Here is a 15,634-nt window from a genome sequence, read left to right on the forward strand (position 1 = left end):
CACCCCCATCACAGCGTCATCAGGACGAGCGCGCCGACCACGACGGTCGCGCCGGCGAACATGTACAACGCGTACGAACGGACGAAGCCGGTCTGCAGCCGGCGCAGTCCGCGCGAGAGCGCACCGATCCCGGTGGCGGCGCCGGTGACGGAGCCGTCGATGCCGGTGGATTCCACGCCGTCCAGGGCGCGCACCAGACCCTGACCGGGACGCATGAACACCGCTTCGTTCACGGCGTCGCCGTAGAGGTCGCGACGCGCGGCGACGGTCAGCGCCGACACCGCTTCGGGTGCCGTCGCCGGGACCGGTGCGCGCACGTACTGCCGGTAGGCGACGGCGACACCGGCGAGCACGACCGCCAGCGTGACGGTGGTGACGAGCCAGACGGGCAAACCACCTTCGTGATGGTCGTAGCCGACGACGGGTTCGAGCCAGTGCTGCAACGCGCCACCGAACACCAGCAGACCGCCGGCACCGACCGAGCCCATGGCGAGAGCGATCATCGGCCAGGTCATCGAGGCCGGCGACTCGTGCGGGACGGCGTCGGGCGCCCATCGCCGGTCGCCGAAGAAGGTCAGGATCATCACGCGGGTCATGTAGAAGGCGGTCAGTCCCGCACCGAGCAGCGCGACGACACCGAGCACGATGCCTTCGACACCGCCGGCGGCGAAGGCCACCTCGATGATCTTGTCCTTGGAGAAGAAGCCGGCGAACGGCGGGATCCCGATGATGGCGAGGTACCCCAGCCCGAAGGTGGCGAAGGTGATCGGCATGACCGCGCGCAGTCCGCCGTAGCGGCGCATGTCGGTCTCGTCGTTCATCGCGTGCATCACCGAGCCGGCGCCGAGGAACAGTCCGGCCTTGAAGAAGCCGTGGGTGAGCAGGTGCAGGATCGCGAAGGCGTACCCGGCGGGACCGAGACCGGCGGCGAGCACCATATAGCCGATCTGGCTCATCGTCGATGCCGCGAGCGCCTTCTTGATGTCGTCCTTGGCGCAGCCGATGATCGCGCCGAAGAGCAGCGTCGCTGCGCCGACGATCACCACCGCGAGTCGCGCGGCCGGTGCGGCGTCGAAGATCGCGTTCGCGCGGACCACGAGGTAGACACCGGCGGTGACCATGGTCGCGGCGTGGATGAGCGCGGAGACGGGGGTGGGGCCCTCCATGGCGTCGCCGAGCCACGACTGCAGCGGCAGCTGAGCGGATTTCGCGCACGCGGCCAGGAGCAGACACAGGCCGATCGCCGTCACCGTGCCTTCGGTCGCGGCGGGGACCGAGGCGAAGACGGTGTCGTAGTCGAGGCTGCCGAAGGTCGCGAACATGATCATGAGAGCGATGAGCAACCCCATGTCGCCGACGCGGTTGACGACGAACGCCTTCTTCGCGGCGGTCGCGGCGGTGGGCTTGTACTGCCAGAAGCCGATGAGCAGGTAGGAGGCGAGACCGACGCCCTCCCACCCGAGGTACAGGACGAGGAAGTTGTCGGCGAGGACGAGCACCAGCATCGCCGCGAGGAACAGGTTGAGATAGGCGAAGAACTTCCGGCGTTCCGGATCGTGCGCCATGTAGCCGATCGAGTAGAGGTGGATCAGCGAGCCCACGCCGGTGATGAGCAGTACGAAGCAGATCGACAGCGCGTCGAGCCGGAGGCCGAGATCGACCTGCAGCTCGCCGACCGGCACCCAGGTGAACACGGTCTGCTGTGCGAGCCGGGCGTTCGCGTCGAGTCCGAGCAGTCCGGCGAACATGACGGCTCCGACGACGAAGGAGGCGATCGCCGTGGCGCATCCGAGCAGATGTCCCCAGCGGTCGCTGCGCCGCCCGAGGAGCAGCAGTCCGAACGCGCCGGCCAGGGGCAGTGCCGGTATCGTCCACAGCGCCGAGTTCAGGAACGACGTCATGTCGCGTGTCCTCTCGGTTCGTCGTGAGCTCTCACACTCACCGTCCTCGTGGAATCGTCAGTACTTGAGCAGGTCGGCGTTGTCGACGGAGGCCGATCGCCTCGTCCGGAAGATGGTCACGATGATGGCGAGACCGACGACGACCTCGGCGGCCGCGACGACCATCGTGAAGAAGGCGAACACCTGTCCGTGGAGGTTGCCGTGCATCCGCGCGAAGGTGACGAAGGCCAGGTTGGCGGCGTTGAGCATCAGTTCGACGCACATGAATACGACGATGGCGTTGCGGCGGACGAGAACTCCCACTGCGCCGATGGTGAACAGCAGTGCGGACAGGTAGAGGTAGTTCTCAGGGTTCATCGCCGATCCTTCCTCGCGTCGTCACCGCCGGGTTCGCGCAGGCCGAGCTCGGTGTGGTCCCAGTCGCGGCCGATGCGGCCGAGCAGCTCACCGACCGACAGTTCGGAGAACGAGCCGTCCGGGAGCAGGGCCGGAACGTCGGCGGCGTTGTGGCGGGCGTAGACACCCGCAGCCGGCAGCGGAGTGACCCGTTCTCCTTCTCGGAACCGGCGTGCGGCGAGTTCGCGTTGGGTCTGCTTCGGCTGCAGACGTTCCCGGTGGGCGAGCACCATCGCCCCGACGGTGGCGGTGATGAGCAGCGCTCCGGTGAGTTCGAACGCCCAGACGTAGTCGATGAACAGCAGCACCGCGATAGCCTCGACGTTGCCGCCGGCGTTGGCGGCGTCGAGTCCCGCGAAGCCGGAGACCGCGGTGTTCCCGATGCCGCCGATGAGCATCACCGCGAATCCGATCGCCACGACGATCGCGAGAACGCGCTGGCCCTTGATCGTTTCGACGAGGGAATCGGACGAGTCGATGCCGACGAGCATGAGCACGAACAGGAACAGCATCATGACCGCGCCGGTGTAGACCACGACCTGCACCACACCGAGGAACACGGCGTCCTGCGCGATGTAGAAGACGGCGAGCACGATCATCGTCATGGCGAGGAACAGCGCCGAGTACACGGCCTTCGGGGCGACGACGACACCGAGCGCCCCGAGTACCGCGACGGCACCGAGGATCCAGAACTGCACGGCCTCCCCGGTGGAGGTCGTGGTGAGTTCGGCGGCGAGCAGGGCAGTGGTCACCGGCTCTCCTCCCCGTCGGCGGCGGACGCGTGTTCCGGGACGGGGATCGTGCCCCGGTAGTAGTCCTCGTCGGTGGCGCCGGGCGCCATGGGATGCGGAGGTGGCTGCATTCCGGGTTCGAGGGGGGCGAGCAGGCGGTCCTTCTCGTAGATCATGTCGGTGCGGTTGTCGGCGGCCATCTCGTACTCGTTCGTCATCGTCAGCGCGCGGGTCGGGCACGCCTCGATGCACAGTCCGCAGCCGATGCACCGCAGGTAGTTGATCTGGTAGACGCGCCCGTACCGTTCGCCGGGCGAGTACCGCTCCTCGTCGGTGTTGTCGGCGCCCTCGACGTGGATGGCGTCGGCCGGGCACGCCCACGCGCACAGTTCGCAGCCGATGCACTTCTCGAGTCCGTCCGGATACCGGTTGAGCTGGTGGCGTCCGTGATACCGGGGTGCGGTGGGTCTCTTCTGCTCCGGATACTGCTCGGTGTTGGGCTTCTTGAACATCGTCGTGAGCGTCACACCGAAACCGGCGAGCGGGCCGCGGAATTCGACCATCACGATCCTCCTGGGAGACGACCCGCCGGGGCGGGCGGACTCGATCGGGTGCTCGACCGAGCAGGTAGTGGCGGCACGGGGAAGCCCCCGGCCATGGCGTCGAATTCCGCGTCGACGTCGGCGGGTGGTTCTGTCGCCTGGGCGATGCGCCGGGTCCGCCGCCCCTGCAGGGTGAGGTAGGCGAACAACAGGGCGGTGGACAGCACCCCGGCGACGATGAGGCTCGCGGTGCCGGGCAGGACGTCGTCGGTGTCGAGGATGCGCAGCGCGGCCACGATCATCACCCACACCACCGAGACGGGGATGAGCAGTTTCCAACCCAGGGCCATGAACTGGTCGTAGCGCAGTCGCGGCAGGGTGCTGCGCAGCCACACGAAGACGAACAGCACGACCCACACCTTGATCACGAACCACAGCAGCGGCCACCAGCCCGAGTTCGCGCCGCTCCACAGCGTCAGCGGCCACGGCGCGTGCCAGCCACCGAGGAACAGCGTGGTCGCGAGCGCGGAGACGGTGACCATGTTGACGTACTCCGCGAGCATGAACATCGCGAATCGCAGCGACGAGTACTCGGTGTGGAAACCGCCCACCAGTTCGCCCTCGGCCTCGGGCAGGTCGAAGGGAGCGCGGTTGGTCTCCCCCACCATCGACACCGAATACACCAGGAAGGACGGCAGCAGCAGCACGACGAACCACAGGTCGTTCTGCGCGGCGACGATGCCCGAGGTCGACATCGTGCCCGCCTGCAGGAAGACCGCGGCGAACGCGAGTCCCATCGCGATCTCGTAGGAGATGACCTGCGCGGTCGAGCGGAGGCCACCGAGCAGCGGATAGGTCGAACCCGAGGCCCAGCCGGCGAGCACGATGCCGTAGACGCCGACGGAGGTGATCGCCAGGACGTAGAGCACCGCGACGGGAAGATCGGTGAGCTGCAACGGCGTCCGGTTCCCGAAGATCGACACCTCCGGCCCGAAGGGAATCACCGCGAACGCCATGAACGCCGGGGCCGTCGCGATGATCGGGGCGAGCATGTAGATCGGCTTGTCCACCCCGGTCGGGATGATGCCTTCCTTGAGGGCGAGCTTCAGGCCGTCGGCGACGGTCTGGAACAGTCCCTTCGGTCCCACCCGGTCGGGTCCGACCCGCATCTGCATCCGGGCCATGATCTTGCGTTCGGCGAGGATCATCACGAGCGTCGTCAGGACGAGGAACGCGAAGATCGCCACGGCCTTGACGACGACGAGCCACCACGGGTCGATGCCGAACATCGACAGATCCACGGGCTGGGCGATAACGCTCATCGCGGATCCTCCTCGTCCGATCCGGAACCCGTCGTGGCGGCGGCCCGGATCCGCACCACATCACCGGCGGTGACACCGAGATCGACGTGCACCATCGATCCCGGCGAGGCGGTGGGCAGCCAGACCACGCGGTCGGGCAGGTCGTCGACCACCAGCGGCAGAGTGATCGAGCCGCGCTCGGTGGAGACGGTGAGCGAATGATGTTCGGCGGCACCGATCTCCGCGGCTGTCGCGGCCGACAGCCGGGCGACGGGTTCGTGCGCCGTTCCGGCGAGGTGCGGTTCGTCGTCCTGCAACCGGCCCGCGTCGAGCAGCATCCGCCAGGTGGCCAGGACCGCTTCCCCGAGGACGGGACGTCGCGCAGGTCGCGGGGACACTTTCGGCGACTCGGGGACGGTGCCCGTCCATCGTCCGAGCTCGGCGAGTTCGTGGCGCAGGGTCTCGACGTCGTGGGGGCCGGGATCGTCGAGACCGGCGCCGAGGTCCATCGCGTCGGCGATCGCCGCGAGCACCCGGTGGTCGGGCAGTGCTCCGGTGTCGCGGAGCGCGATCGGGAAGGCACGTTCGCGTCCCTCCCAGTCGAGGAAGCTCCCGGCCTTCTCCACCACCGGCGCGACGGGGAAGACGACGTCGGCGCGGTCGGTCACCGCGCTGTGTCGCACTTCCAGACTCACGACGAATCCGGCGCCGTCGAGACCGGCGAGTGCGGCATCGGGTTCGGGCAGGTCGGCGGGGTCGATGCCGGCGACCACGAGCGCATCCACGTCACCCTCGGCGGCGGCGGCGAGGAGGGCGACGGTGTCGCGACCCGGTTCCGTCGGCAGGGTGTCGGCCGGGAGGCCCCACGCCGACTCGACGTCGCGCCTGGCCTGCGGGTCACCGACCGGACGGCCGCCGGGGAGAAGTGTCGGGAAGGCGCCGGCTTCGAGGGCTCCGCGATCACCGGCGCGGCGCGGGATCCACGCGAGGCGGGCTCCGGTCTCGTCGGCGAGGACGGCGGCGGCGGACAGCGTGCCGGGCGAGGCTGCTGCCCGCTCCCCCACCAGCACGATCGCACCGGGAGCCCGGAGCGCGGCCGCGGCGTCGGCGGATGCGCCGGTGCGGATCGCGTCGAGCGCGCGTGCCTCGTCGCCCGGGACGCACTGTTCGACCCGCCCCGACAGCTTGTGGACGCTGCGCGAGGCGAACGGTGCGATCGTGAAGACCTGCAGCCTGTTCCGCCGGACCGCCTTGCGCAGCCGCAGAAAGACGATCGGCGACTCCTCCTCCGGCTCGAATCCGACGAGGAGCACCGCGGGCGCGCGGTCGAGGTCGAGGTAGGTGACGTCGAGACGCCGTCCGGCGACCCTCGAGGCGAGGAAGTCCGTCTCCTCCTCCGACAGGGCTCGGCTACGGAAGTCGATGTCGTTGGTGCCGAGCGCCGTTCGCGCGAACTTCGCGTACGCGTAGGCGTCCTCGACGGTGAGTCGGCCACCGGTGAGGACTGCGGCTCTGCCGTGCGCCGCCGCCAGCCCGCGCGCAGCGACGCCGAGCGCCTCGATCCACGATGCGGGAACGAGCGCTCCGGTGTCGTCGCGGACGAGCGGCGTGGTGAGGCGGTCGTCGGCGGTGGCGTAGGTGAACGCCCAGCGTCCCTTGTCGCAGTTCCATTCCTCGTTGACCGCGGGGTCGTCCCCGGCGAGTCGGCGCAGCACGGCTCCACGACGATGGTCGGTGCGCTGGGCGCAGCCGCTCGCGCAGTGTTCGCACACACTCGGCGTGGAGACCAGATCGAACGGGCGGGCGCGAAACCGGTAGGCGGCGCCGGTGAGCGCGCCGACCGGACAGATCTGGACGGTGTTGCCGGAGAAGTACGACTCGAACGGTTCCTCGGTGTAGATACCGACCTGCTGCAGCGCCCCGCGGTCGAGCATGTCGACGAACCGGTCGCCCGCGATCTGGTCGGCGAAGCGGGTGCACCGCGCGCACAGCACGCACCGTTCGCGGTCGAGGAGCACCTGCGAGGAGATCGCGATGGGTTTCGGGTAGGTGCGTTTGGTGTCCTCGAAGCGGGACTCGGCGCGTCCGTTGGACATCGCCTGGTTCTGCAGCGGGCACTCGCCGCCCTTGTCGCATACCGGACAGTCGAGCGGATGGTTGATGAGCAGCAGTTCCATCACGCCGCGCTGGGCCTTGTCGGCCACCGGTGAGGTGAACTGGGTGCGCACGACCATCCCGTCGGTGACCACGGAGGTGCACGAGGCGAGCGGTTTGCGCTGGCCCTCGACCTCGACGAGGCACTGGCGGCACGCACCGACCGGTTCGAGCAGCGGGTGGTCGCAGAACCGCGGGATCTGGACCCCGATCAGTTCGGCGGCGCGGATCACGAGAGTGCCCTTGGGCACGGCGATCTCGGTGTCGTCGATGGTGACGTTCACGAGGTCGGTAGTCTCGGACTTCTCCGCACCGGCACCGGACACTGCGGTCATCGCTCGCCTCCTTCCGCGGGGGCGTCGGCGGCGAGCGTCGACAGGTGCGGGTCGAACGGGCAGCCGCCGTGCTCGAAGTGGGCGACGTATTCGTCGCGGAAGTACTTCAGCGACGACGTGATCGGGCTGGTCGCGCCGTCCCCGAGCGCGCAGAACGCCCGGCCGAGGATGTTGTCGGAGATGTCGAGCAGCTTCTCCAGGTCGGCTTCGGCGCCCCGGCCGTGTTCGAGCCGCTCGAGGATCTGCACGAGCCACCAGGTGCCCTCGCGGCAGGGGGTGCACTTGCCGCACGATTCGTGCGCGTAGAACTCGGTCCAGCGCAGCACCGTGCGGACGACGCAGGTGGTCTCGTCGAAGATCTGCAGGGCCCGGGTCCCGAGCATCGACCCGGCGGCGGCGACGTTCTCGTAGTCCAGGGGGACGTCGAGGTGTTCGTCGGTGAAGATCGGGGTCGACGAACCGCCGGGTGTCCAGAACTTGAGCCGGTGGCCGGCGCGCACACCCCCGGCGTAGCCGAGCAGCTCGCGCAGGGTGATGCCGAGCGGGGCCTCGTACTGGCCGGGGGTGGTGACGTGCCCGGAGAGCGAGAACATCGCGAATCCCGGTGATTTCTCGGTGCCCATCGAGCGGTACCAGTCCACACCGTTGCGGATGACGAGCGGGACGTTCGCGATGGATTCGACGTTGTTGACGACGGTCGGGCATGCGTACAGGCCGGCGACGGCGGGAAAGGGCGGGCGCAGGCGTGGTTGGCCGCGGCGGCCCTCGAGGGAGTCGAGCAGCGCCGTCTCCTCACCGCAGATGTATGCGCCCGCACCGGCGTGGACGACGAGTTCGAGGTCGTATCCGGAGCCGAGGATGTCGCGTCCGAGACAACCGGCCTCGTAGGCCTCGGCGACCGCCGCGTGCAGGCGCCGCAGCACCGGGACGGCTTCGCCGCGGAGATAGACGAACGCGTGCCGGGCGCGGATCGCGTAGGCGGCGATGATCACGCCTTCGACGAGGGCATGCGGGGTGGCCAGCATGAACGGGATGTCCTTGCAGGTGCCCGGTTCGGATTCGTCGGCGTTGACGACGAGATAGTGCGGCTTGTCGTCGCCCTGCGGGATGAACGACCACTTGGTGCCCGTGGAGAATCCGGCGCCGCCGCGACCGCGGATCCCGGAATCCTTGACTGCGACGATGACCGCATCCGGGTCCATGCCGAGCGCGATGGGCAGGGCTTCGTATCCACCGTGCCGCCGGTAGGCGTCGAGGGTCCACGCCTGTTCCTCGGCCCAATAACGGGTGAGTACGGGGGTCAGACCTGTCGGTGATTTCCCGACGGCGACGACGGCCTCGTCATTCTCCGGCGGTTCGGGTGCCCGCATGTCGTGCTTGCGGGCGACCTCGAGCCCGGCGAGGGAGGCCGGCCCGGCGGTACCGGCGGCCTCGAGCGCACCGGGCCGGTCGTCGGGGATCCCCGCGAGCAGGCGTGCGGTGTCGCGGAAGCTGCGCAGCGGGGCGCCGCGCGTCGGTGCGGGGGTGCCGCCGGCGAGCAGGTCGTCGACGAGTTCGATCGCGGACTCGATAGTGCGGTTGTCGAACAGTTCCCAGTCGACGGTCATCACGGGGGCGTAGTCGCACGCCGCGTTGCATTCGATGTGCTCGAGGGTGATCGCGCCGTCGGCGGTGGTCTCGTCGTGTCCGATGCCGAGCCGGGTGCACAGCGCGGAGAAGATCTCGTCGCCGCCCATCGTCGCGCACAACGCGTTCGTGCACACTCCGACGTGGTGGCGGCCGGTCGGCGAGCGGCGGTACATGGTGTAGAAGGTGGAGACGGCGGCGACCTCGGCGCCGGTGAGTCCGAGCCGCCGGGCGCAGAACTCGATGCCGGCCGGCGTGATGTAACCGTCCTCCGCCTGCACGAGGTGCAGCAGCGGCAGCAGCGCTGATCGTGGCTGCGGGTAGCGCGCGATGATCCGGTCGGCGTCGGCGTCGAGGCGGGCGCGCGCGTCGTCGGGATAGCGGCGCGGTGCGTCAGGTGGGGTGAGATAGGTGTCCTCGTCGGGTCGCGGCCCGAGCGGCACGAGGACGGGTTCGCGTCCGGCCGGTTCGGTCATCGGCACGGCGGCGGTGGTCTCGCTCGTGGCCGCGGTGCCGGTGGTCTCCGCGCCCGCAGCCCGCACGAATTCGGTGCTCATCGGTCCACTCCCCCCATCACCGGGTCGATGCTGGCGACGGCAGCGATCACGTCGGAGACCATGCCGCCCTCGCACATCGCCGCGACGGCCTGCAGATTCGTGAACGACGGGTCGCGGTAGTGCACGCGGTACGGGCGTGTGCCGCCGTCGCTGACCATGTGGACGCCGAGTTCGCCGCGTGGCGATTCGACGCCGATGTAGACCTGTCCCGCCGGGACACGTATGCCTTCGGTGACGAGCTTGAAGTGGTGGATCAGACCCTCCATCGACTCGCCCATGATGTGCCGGATGTGGTCGGGCGAGTTGCCGAGTCCGTCCGGTCCGAGCTGCAGTTCCGACGGCCAGGCGATCTTGCCGTCCTGGACCATCACCGGTCCGGGGCGGAGCCGGTCGAGGCACTGTTCGACGATCTTCAACGATTCGTGCATCTCCCCGATCCGGACGAGATAGCGCGCGTAGCAGTCGGATCCCTCTGCGGTGACGACGTCGAACTCGTAGGTCTCGTAGCCGCAGTAGGGTTCGGCGCGGCGCAGGTCGTAGGGCAGTCCGGTGGACCGTAGGATCGGTCCGGTGATCCCGAGGGCCATGCAGCCGGTGAGGTCGAGGCAGCCGATGTCGCGGGTGCGTGAGATGAAGATGGGGTTGTCGGTGAACAGGGCTTCGAGATCGGCGAGCCGGCCGGGTAGGAGGGCGAGCAGGTCGCGGATCATCGGCACGGCTTCGTCGGGCAAGTCCTGGGACAGTCCGCCGGGCCGGATGTAGGAGTGGTTCATCCGCAGTCCGGTGATCGTCTCGAAGACGTCGAGGATCAGTTCGCGTTCGCGGAAACCGAACAGCATCGGGGTGGTCGCGCCGAGTTCCATGCCACCGGTGGCCAGCGCCACCAGGTGCGAGGAGATGCGGTTGAGTTCCATGAGCATCACCCGCACGACCTGCGCGCGTTCGGGGACGAGATCCTCGATGCCGAGCAGCTTCTCGACGCCGAGGCAGTAGGCCGTCTCGTTGTGGAACGGGGCGAGGTAGTCCATGCGAGTGACGAAGGTGACGCCCTGCGTCCAGTTGCGGAATTCGAGGTTTTTCTCGATTCCGGTGTGCAGATAGCCGATTCCACATCGGGCCTCCGTGACGGTCTCGCCGTCGATCTCGAGGATCAGGCGCAACACTCCGTGGGTGGATGGGTGCTGGGGGCCCATGTTGACGACGATGTGGTCCTCGCCGCTGTCGCGTACGGCAGCGGTGATGCCGTCCCAGTCGCGTCCGACGGCGTCGAAGACGGTCTCGGTCGCGGGTTCGCTCGTCACGTGTACGCCCTCCGTTCGTCGGGTGGCGGGATCCGGGCGCCCTTGTATTCCACCGGGATGCCGCCGAGAGGGTAGTCCTTGCGTTGGGGATGTCCGTGCCAGTCGTCGGGCATCTCGATGCGGGTGAGCGCGGGGTGCCCGTCGAAGACGATTCCGAAGAAGTCGTAGGTCTCGCGCTCGTGCCAGTCGTTCGTCGGGTAGGTGCGGTAGAGCGAGGGGACGTACGGGTCGCTGTCGGGGATCGCGACCTCGAGCCGTATCCGACGGTTGTGGGTGATCGAGACGAGCGGATACACCGCGTGCAGTTCGCGGCCCGTCTCCTGCGGGTAATGCACCCCGCTGACCCCGAGGCACAGCTCGAAGCGGAGGTCCGCATGGTCGCGCAGGGTGCGGGCCACGAGCGGCAGATGTTCGCGGCGGACGAAGACGGTCAGCTGGTGGCGGTGCGCGACGACCTTCTCGACCGCCTGGGCATAGCCGACGCCGGTGTCGCCGGATCGCTCGTCGAGGACGTCCTCGAGCGTGTCGACGAGGTCGTCGAGGTACCCGCCGTAGGGTCGCTCGGTGCTGCCGGGCAGCGTCACCCGGCGCACGAGGCGGCCGTAGCCGCTGGTGTCACCGGATCCACGCACCCCGAACATGCCGCGTCGGACGGCGATCACCTCGTCGGCGCGGTCGTCGTGGTCGGATCCTGTCCGTTCGAGATCGGTCATCGCGGCGGCACCGTCAGTTCGATGAGGGGACGTTGGGCCAGGGCCGCTTCCTCGGCGGCGCGGATCGCCTCGGCCCGGTTCACACCCAGTGGCATCTGCGCGATCTTCTCGTGCAGCATGAGGATGGCGTGCAGGAGCATCTCGGGCCGGGGCGGGCAGCCCGGAAGGTAGATGTCGACGGGGACGACGTGGTCGACCCCCTGAACGATCGCGTAGTTGTTGAACATGCCGCCCGACGAGGCGCACACGCCCATCGCGAGCACCCACTTCGGTTCGACCATCTGGTCGTAGACGCGGCGCAGGGCGGGAGCCATCTTCTGGCTGACTCGGCCGGCGACGATCATGACGTCGGCCTGTCGCGGGGAGGCCCGGAAGGCCTCCATACCGAAGCGGGCGATGTCGTAGCGGCCACCGGCGGTGGCCATCATCTCGATGGCGCAGCACGCGAGCCCGAAGGACGCCGGCCACAAGGAGCCCTTGCGCGCGAAACCGGCCAGGGTCTCGACGGTGCTGAGCAGAAAACCGCTGGGGACCTTCTCCTCGATGCCCATCGCCCGTCACCTTCCCCGGAATCGGACCGGACGCCCGGTCGTTTGTCGTCCGCTCTCGTAACCCCTTCGCTGGCAGGACATCCCGTCGTACACGCGGGTCGTCAGTCCCATGTCAGGCCTCCTCGTTTCCACTCGTAGGCGTAGGCGACGAAGACGTTGAACATGAACAGCGCCATCGCCGCCAGACCGAAGACGCCGAGCGTGTCGAAATGGACCGCCCACGGGTACAGGAAGACGATCTCGATGTCGAAGATGATGAACAGCATCGCGGTGAGGTAGTACTTCACCGGGAAGCGACCACCTCCCACCGGCTGGGGTGTGGGGTCGATGCCGCACTCGTACGCATCGAGCTTGGCGCGGTTGTATCGGCTCGGGCCCGCGAGGCTCGCCACCGCGACGGAGAAGACCGCGAAGGCAAGCGCGATGCCACCGAGTACCAGGATCGGTACGTAAGCGTTCATGCGACCTCCGGTTGCTTGCGCGAATCCGGCCGCGGGTCTGCTCGTCGCCCGCGAACCCACCCCCGCCGTGCACCGGGCGGTTCCGTCCCGGCCCAGGGTTGTGAGTCACGGCACACACTAGTGCTGTTCGCGTCGGACTTGTCGCGATTTCACGCCCTCGATTCGGGGCGGCGTGTCGGGCTGCTCGACAACGGGAAGGAGGGTAGATTTTCCGGCCCCACATACGAGTTCGCGGCCGGGCGGTCGCGCGTCGGAAGGGTCAGGAGGGGCGGGAGCGAGGGGTGAGCAGCGCGAGGACCTGCCGGCCGAGCCGAATCGGGTCGACGGGATGACGCAGCACCACCTCGGCGCCCGACCAGCGGGCGAGCCATTCGTCGTCGGCCCGGGCGATCAACACGATGATCGGCGGGCACGAGTCGAGTTCGTCCTCGAGTTGTTTCGCGAGGCCCATGCCGCCCGCGGGGGCGGCCTCACCGTCGAGCACGGCGAGGGCGATGTCGCCGGCGTGCATGCGTTCGACGACGACCGGCGGTGTCGCGACCTCGACGTAGTCGAGTGGAGGCAGATCCGGGTGCAGCCGGGTACCGAGGGCATCACGAACCTGTTGCCGCACGGTCGCATCGTCGCTGTAGACGAGGATGCGCAGCGAGTCGGTCACGGGCAAGATGCTAACCGAGCACACCCGCCCGTCCGGGGAACCCGCGTGTCGCGGCGGTGCCGCGACGTCGGCGGGCCGGGACGAGCTCAGGATCCGCTACCGAGCGGATGCCACCGCTCGCGGATCTCGGGACGGATGGCCGTCTCCGTCTCGTCGTCGTGGATGATCGAGGCGGGCGCGATCATCAGGTGCGCCAGCACGATGCATGCGCCGGTGAGCATGGCGAATGCGGCACCGATCAGATACGACGCGGTGAACACCGCAGCCAGGAATCCGATCGTGAGCATTCCCGTGAGCGCGATGATCGCGAGAATCCGCCGGTTCGAGCGTGGCATCGAATCGGACCTCTTATCCGTGGATGCAACCATGAGTATCTCCGTTCCTCCCCGGAACGACGCATCCGGTACCCCCGCATCCACTCATCGTTCCCGGTCGACGAATCGTCGGTGATGAGCGAACCCCCGCGGTGGCCGAGTGCGGCCGTCCCCTTTCCCGCTCGGGGCGTGAGCGGTTTCGATAACAGAATACTATCAAATGTGACATCCGTCTCGTGATCTGTTTGTGGGACATCACGAAGTTGCGGACGGCCCGGAAATCTGCCGATAACCGTCATCCCCTTCAGAAGGTTAGGCTCACCTCTCGAACCGGTCCGATCAGTGAGAGGTATCCATGAAATTTCTGTCCCCGCGCCGCCTCGGGTCACGCGCGGTAGTCGCGCTCGCCGCCGCCGTCGCACTCACCGCCTGCTCGTCCGGCAGTGGCGACAACTCGAACGGTTCTCCGACGGGCGACTTCGAACCCGTCGCGATCGAGCACGCACTGGGCACCGCCGAGATCGACGCGCAGCCCGAAAGGGTCGTCACGCTCGGGATGGGTTCGGCCGAGACGGCGATCGCACTGGGTGTCACCCCAGTGGGGATGGAGGAATATCCCTGGGGCAGCGACGAAACCGGATATCTGCCCTGGATCCACGAGGAACTGACCGAACGCGGCGAGCCGCTGCCCGAGCAGTTCACCGGTGGCGCCGAGGTGGACGTCGAGGCGATCGCCCGACTCGCCCCGGACGTCATCCTCGCGCCGTGGTCGGGCATCACGCAGGAGCAGTACGACCTGCTGTCGGCGATCGCCCCGACCGTCGCCTACCCCGAACTGCCCTGGACGATCACCTGGCAGGACCAGATCGAGACCGTCGGCACCGCACTCGGCAGGCACGACGAGTCGCTGGATCTGATCACGGAGATCGACGACACCTTCGAACGCACCGCGGCGGAGCATCCCGAATACGCCGGGGTGACGTTCTCGTATATCTACAACACCGGCCCCAGCACGCTGGGCGTGTTCATGCCCGACGAGCAGCGCGTGGCGATGGTCCGCGGACTCGGGCTGACGGTCGACCCGGTCGCGGAGACGCTCGAGGAGACCGAGGGCACCGACTCGGCGGTCATCGGGCTCGAGAACGCCGGACTGCTGAAGGACTCGGATCTGATCTTCACGTTCTATTCCGACCCGGCGAACCGCGCGGAGATCGAATCGCAGGCCGTCTACCAGCAAATTCCGGCGATCGGGCGCGGCTCGCTCGTCGCGCCGGAGGAACAGCCGTTCGTCACGGGATCGTCGATGATCAATCCGCTCACCGTGCCGTGGTCGATCGACCGCTACGTCCCGCTCGTCGACGAGGCGATCGCGAAGCTCGACCGCTGAGCCGGACGCACCGGTGGTGCGCCCGGCTCTCGGGCGTCACCGCCGGTGCGCGAGCCTGCGGACCATGAGATCACCGATCGACTGCATGATCTGCACCATCACGATGAGGACGACCACCGCGAGCAACAGCACCGGCGTGTTGAACCGCTGGTAGCCGTAGACGATCGCGAAGTCGCCGAGACCGCCACCACCGATGACACCGGCCATGGCCGAATAGCCCACCAGCAGCACGAGGGTGAGGGTGGCACCGGCGATCAGCGGGGACAGTGCTTCGGGCAGCAGCACCTTGCGCACGATCTGCCCGTTGGTGGCCCCCATCGCCTGGGCCGCCTCGACCCGGCCCCGGGGCACCTCCCGCAGAGCGGATTCGACGATCCGGCCGAAGAACGGGATGGCACCGATGGTCAACGGCACGATCGCCGCGGTCGGCCCGATCGCGGTACCCACGATGAAGCGGGTGAACCCGATCAGCGCGATCAGCAGGATGAGGAAGGGCAGCGACCGGAAGAGGTTGACGATCACGCCGAGGACGGTGTTGAGCGTCCTGCGCGGCCACAGTCCGGACGGGGACGTCAACTGCAACACGATTCCGACCAGCACACCACCGACGACGGTGAGCACGAAGGACACCGCAACCATGTAGAGCGTCTCGAGGGTGGCTTCCCACACCTCCGGGAAGGCGTCGTACCACTGCAGTTTGTTCATC

The 15,634-nt window shown here is 68.2% G+C and carries 15 protein-coding genes; 1 reads left to right on the top strand and 14 read right to left on the bottom strand.

Annotation, left to right across the window (positions count from 1 at the left end):
• Nucleotides 1-8 precede the first annotated feature (8 nt).
• The 13 genes from nuoL to K3M35_RS06435 all read right to left on the bottom strand — a co-directional run bounded on the left by nuoL (nucleotide 9) and on the right by K3M35_RS06435 (nucleotide 13,562).
• Nucleotides 9-1,901: an NADH-quinone oxidoreductase subunit L gene (gene nuoL, locus K3M35_RS06375; protein WP_064061997.1), complete on the bottom strand. Its 1,893-nt coding sequence runs from the start codon at nucleotides 1,899-1,901 to the stop codon at nucleotides 9-11.
• A 57-nt stretch (nucleotides 1,902-1,958) separates the two neighbouring features.
• Nucleotides 1,959-2,258, bottom strand: coding sequence for an NADH-quinone oxidoreductase subunit NuoK (gene nuoK / locus K3M35_RS06380; protein WP_016935375.1), 300 nt, complete (start codon nucleotides 2,256-2,258; stop codon nucleotides 1,959-1,961).
• Nucleotides 2,255-3,049 (bottom strand): NADH-quinone oxidoreductase subunit J, encoded by a 795-nt coding sequence (locus tag K3M35_RS06385; RefSeq protein ID WP_220666167.1) that lies wholly within the window; start codon nucleotides 3,047-3,049, stop codon nucleotides 2,255-2,257. Before K3M35_RS06385 ends, nuoK begins: the two co-directional genes overlap by 4 nt.
• Complete coding sequence (gene nuoI, locus K3M35_RS06390) at nucleotides 3,046-3,591, bottom strand: NADH-quinone oxidoreductase subunit NuoI (RefSeq protein ID WP_064061995.1); 546 nt, start codon at nucleotides 3,589-3,591, stop codon at nucleotides 3,046-3,048. Before nuoI ends, K3M35_RS06385 begins: the two co-directional genes overlap by 4 nt.
• Nucleotides 3,591-4,892 (bottom strand): NADH-quinone oxidoreductase subunit NuoH, encoded by a 1,302-nt coding sequence (nuoH, locus tag K3M35_RS06395; protein WP_064061994.1) that lies wholly within the window; start codon nucleotides 4,890-4,892, stop codon nucleotides 3,591-3,593. Before nuoH ends, nuoI begins: the two co-directional genes overlap by 1 nt.
• Complete coding sequence (locus tag K3M35_RS06400; RefSeq protein WP_064061993.1) at nucleotides 4,889-7,360, bottom strand: NADH-quinone oxidoreductase subunit G; 2,472 nt, start codon at nucleotides 7,358-7,360, stop codon at nucleotides 4,889-4,891. Before K3M35_RS06400 ends, nuoH begins: the two co-directional genes overlap by 4 nt.
• Nucleotides 7,357-9,543 carry an NADH-quinone oxidoreductase subunit NuoF gene (gene nuoF / locus K3M35_RS06405; RefSeq protein ID WP_072740440.1) on the bottom strand — a complete coding sequence of 729 codons (2,187 nt, stop codon included), beginning with the start codon at nucleotides 9,541-9,543 and terminating at the stop codon, nucleotides 7,357-7,359. The genes K3M35_RS06400 and nuoF overlap by 4 nt, the downstream gene beginning before the upstream one ends.
• Entirely contained in the window at nucleotides 9,540-10,844 is a 1,305-nt protein-coding gene (locus K3M35_RS06410) for an NADH-quinone oxidoreductase subunit D (protein WP_006554041.1), read from the bottom strand. Before K3M35_RS06410 ends, nuoF begins: the two co-directional genes overlap by 4 nt.
• Complete coding sequence (locus K3M35_RS06415; protein ID WP_006554042.1) at nucleotides 10,841-11,557, bottom strand: NADH-quinone oxidoreductase subunit C; 717 nt, start codon at nucleotides 11,555-11,557, stop codon at nucleotides 10,841-10,843. The genes K3M35_RS06410 and K3M35_RS06415 overlap by 4 nt, the downstream gene beginning before the upstream one ends.
• Nucleotides 11,554-12,108 carry an NADH-quinone oxidoreductase subunit B family protein gene (locus tag K3M35_RS06420; protein WP_006554043.1) on the bottom strand — a complete coding sequence of 185 codons (555 nt, stop codon included), beginning with the start codon at nucleotides 12,106-12,108 and terminating at the stop codon, nucleotides 11,554-11,556. Before K3M35_RS06420 ends, K3M35_RS06415 begins: the two co-directional genes overlap by 4 nt.
• Before the next feature lie 101 nt (nucleotides 12,109-12,209).
• Entirely contained in the window at nucleotides 12,210-12,569 is a 360-nt protein-coding gene (locus K3M35_RS06425; RefSeq protein ID WP_064061992.1) for an NADH-quinone oxidoreductase subunit A, read from the bottom strand.
• 259 nt (nucleotides 12,570-12,828) lie between these two features.
• Complete coding sequence (locus K3M35_RS06430; protein WP_081263534.1) at nucleotides 12,829-13,233, bottom strand: response regulator transcription factor; 405 nt, start codon at nucleotides 13,231-13,233, stop codon at nucleotides 12,829-12,831.
• Nucleotides 13,234-13,313: 80 nt separating this feature from the next.
• On the bottom strand, nucleotides 13,314-13,562 hold the full coding sequence (locus K3M35_RS06435; protein WP_231412743.1) for a hypothetical protein: 249 nt from the start codon (nucleotides 13,560-13,562) through the stop codon (nucleotides 13,314-13,316).
• 334 nt (nucleotides 13,563-13,896) lie between these two features.
• On the opposite strand from K3M35_RS06435, the gene K3M35_RS06440 reads away from it, so the two are divergent.
• Complete coding sequence (locus K3M35_RS06440; RefSeq protein ID WP_064061990.1) at nucleotides 13,897-14,928, top strand: iron-siderophore ABC transporter substrate-binding protein; 1,032 nt, start codon at nucleotides 13,897-13,899, stop codon at nucleotides 14,926-14,928.
• Between the two features lie 36 nt (nucleotides 14,929-14,964).
• On the opposite strand, the gene K3M35_RS06445 is transcribed toward K3M35_RS06440, so the two are convergent.
• The gene (locus K3M35_RS06445; protein ID WP_006554049.1) at nucleotides 14,965-15,633 is read right to left on the bottom strand and encodes a methionine ABC transporter permease; all 669 of its coding nucleotides are present in this window, start codon (nucleotides 15,631-15,633) and stop codon (nucleotides 14,965-14,967) included.
• Nucleotide 15,634 lies beyond the last annotated feature (1 nt).

It is taken from the genome of Rhodococcus sp. DMU2021 (genome assembly GCF_019641445.1).
Classification (GTDB): Bacteria; Actinomycetota; Actinomycetes; order Mycobacteriales; family Mycobacteriaceae; genus Rhodococcus; species Rhodococcus pyridinivorans.

Coding starts and splice junctions, on each gene's coding strand:
- nuoL (WP_064061997.1), bottom strand. CDS start 1,901: ATGACGTCGTTCCTGAACTCGGCGCTGTGGACGATACCGGCACTGCCC.
- nuoK (WP_016935375.1), bottom strand. CDS start 2,258: ATGAACCCTGAGAACTACCTCTACCTGTCCGCACTGCTGTTCACCATC.
- nuoI (WP_064061995.1), bottom strand. CDS start 3,591: ATGGTCGAATTCCGCGGCCCGCTCGCCGGTTTCGGTGTGACGCTCACG.
- nuoH (WP_064061994.1), bottom strand. CDS start 4,892: ATGAGCGTTATCGCCCAGCCCGTGGATCTGTCGATGTTCGGCATCGAC.
- K3M35_RS06400 (WP_064061993.1), bottom strand. CDS start 7,360: ATGACCGCAGTGTCCGGTGCCGGTGCGGAGAAGTCCGAGACTACCGAC.
- nuoF (WP_072740440.1), bottom strand. CDS start 9,543: ATGAGCACCGAATTCGTGCGGGCTGCGGGCGCGGAGACCACCGGCACC.
- K3M35_RS06415 (WP_006554042.1), bottom strand. CDS start 11,557: ATGACCGATCTCGAACGGACAGGATCCGACCACGACGACCGCGCCGAC.
- K3M35_RS06420 (WP_006554043.1), bottom strand. CDS start 12,108: ATGGGCATCGAGGAGAAGGTCCCCAGCGGTTTTCTGCTCAGCACCGTC.
- K3M35_RS06425 (WP_064061992.1), bottom strand. CDS start 12,569: ATGAACGCTTACGTACCGATCCTGGTACTCGGTGGCATCGCGCTTGCC.
- K3M35_RS06435 (WP_231412743.1), bottom strand. CDS start 13,562: ATGCCACGCTCGAACCGGCGGATTCTCGCGATCATCGCGCTCACGGGA.
- K3M35_RS06440 (WP_064061990.1), top strand. CDS start 13,897: ATGAAATTTCTGTCCCCGCGCCGCCTCGGGTCACGCGCGGTAGTCGCG.
- K3M35_RS06445 (WP_006554049.1), bottom strand. CDS start 15,633: ATGAACAAACTGCAGTGGTACGACGCCTTCCCGGAGGTGTGGGAAGCC.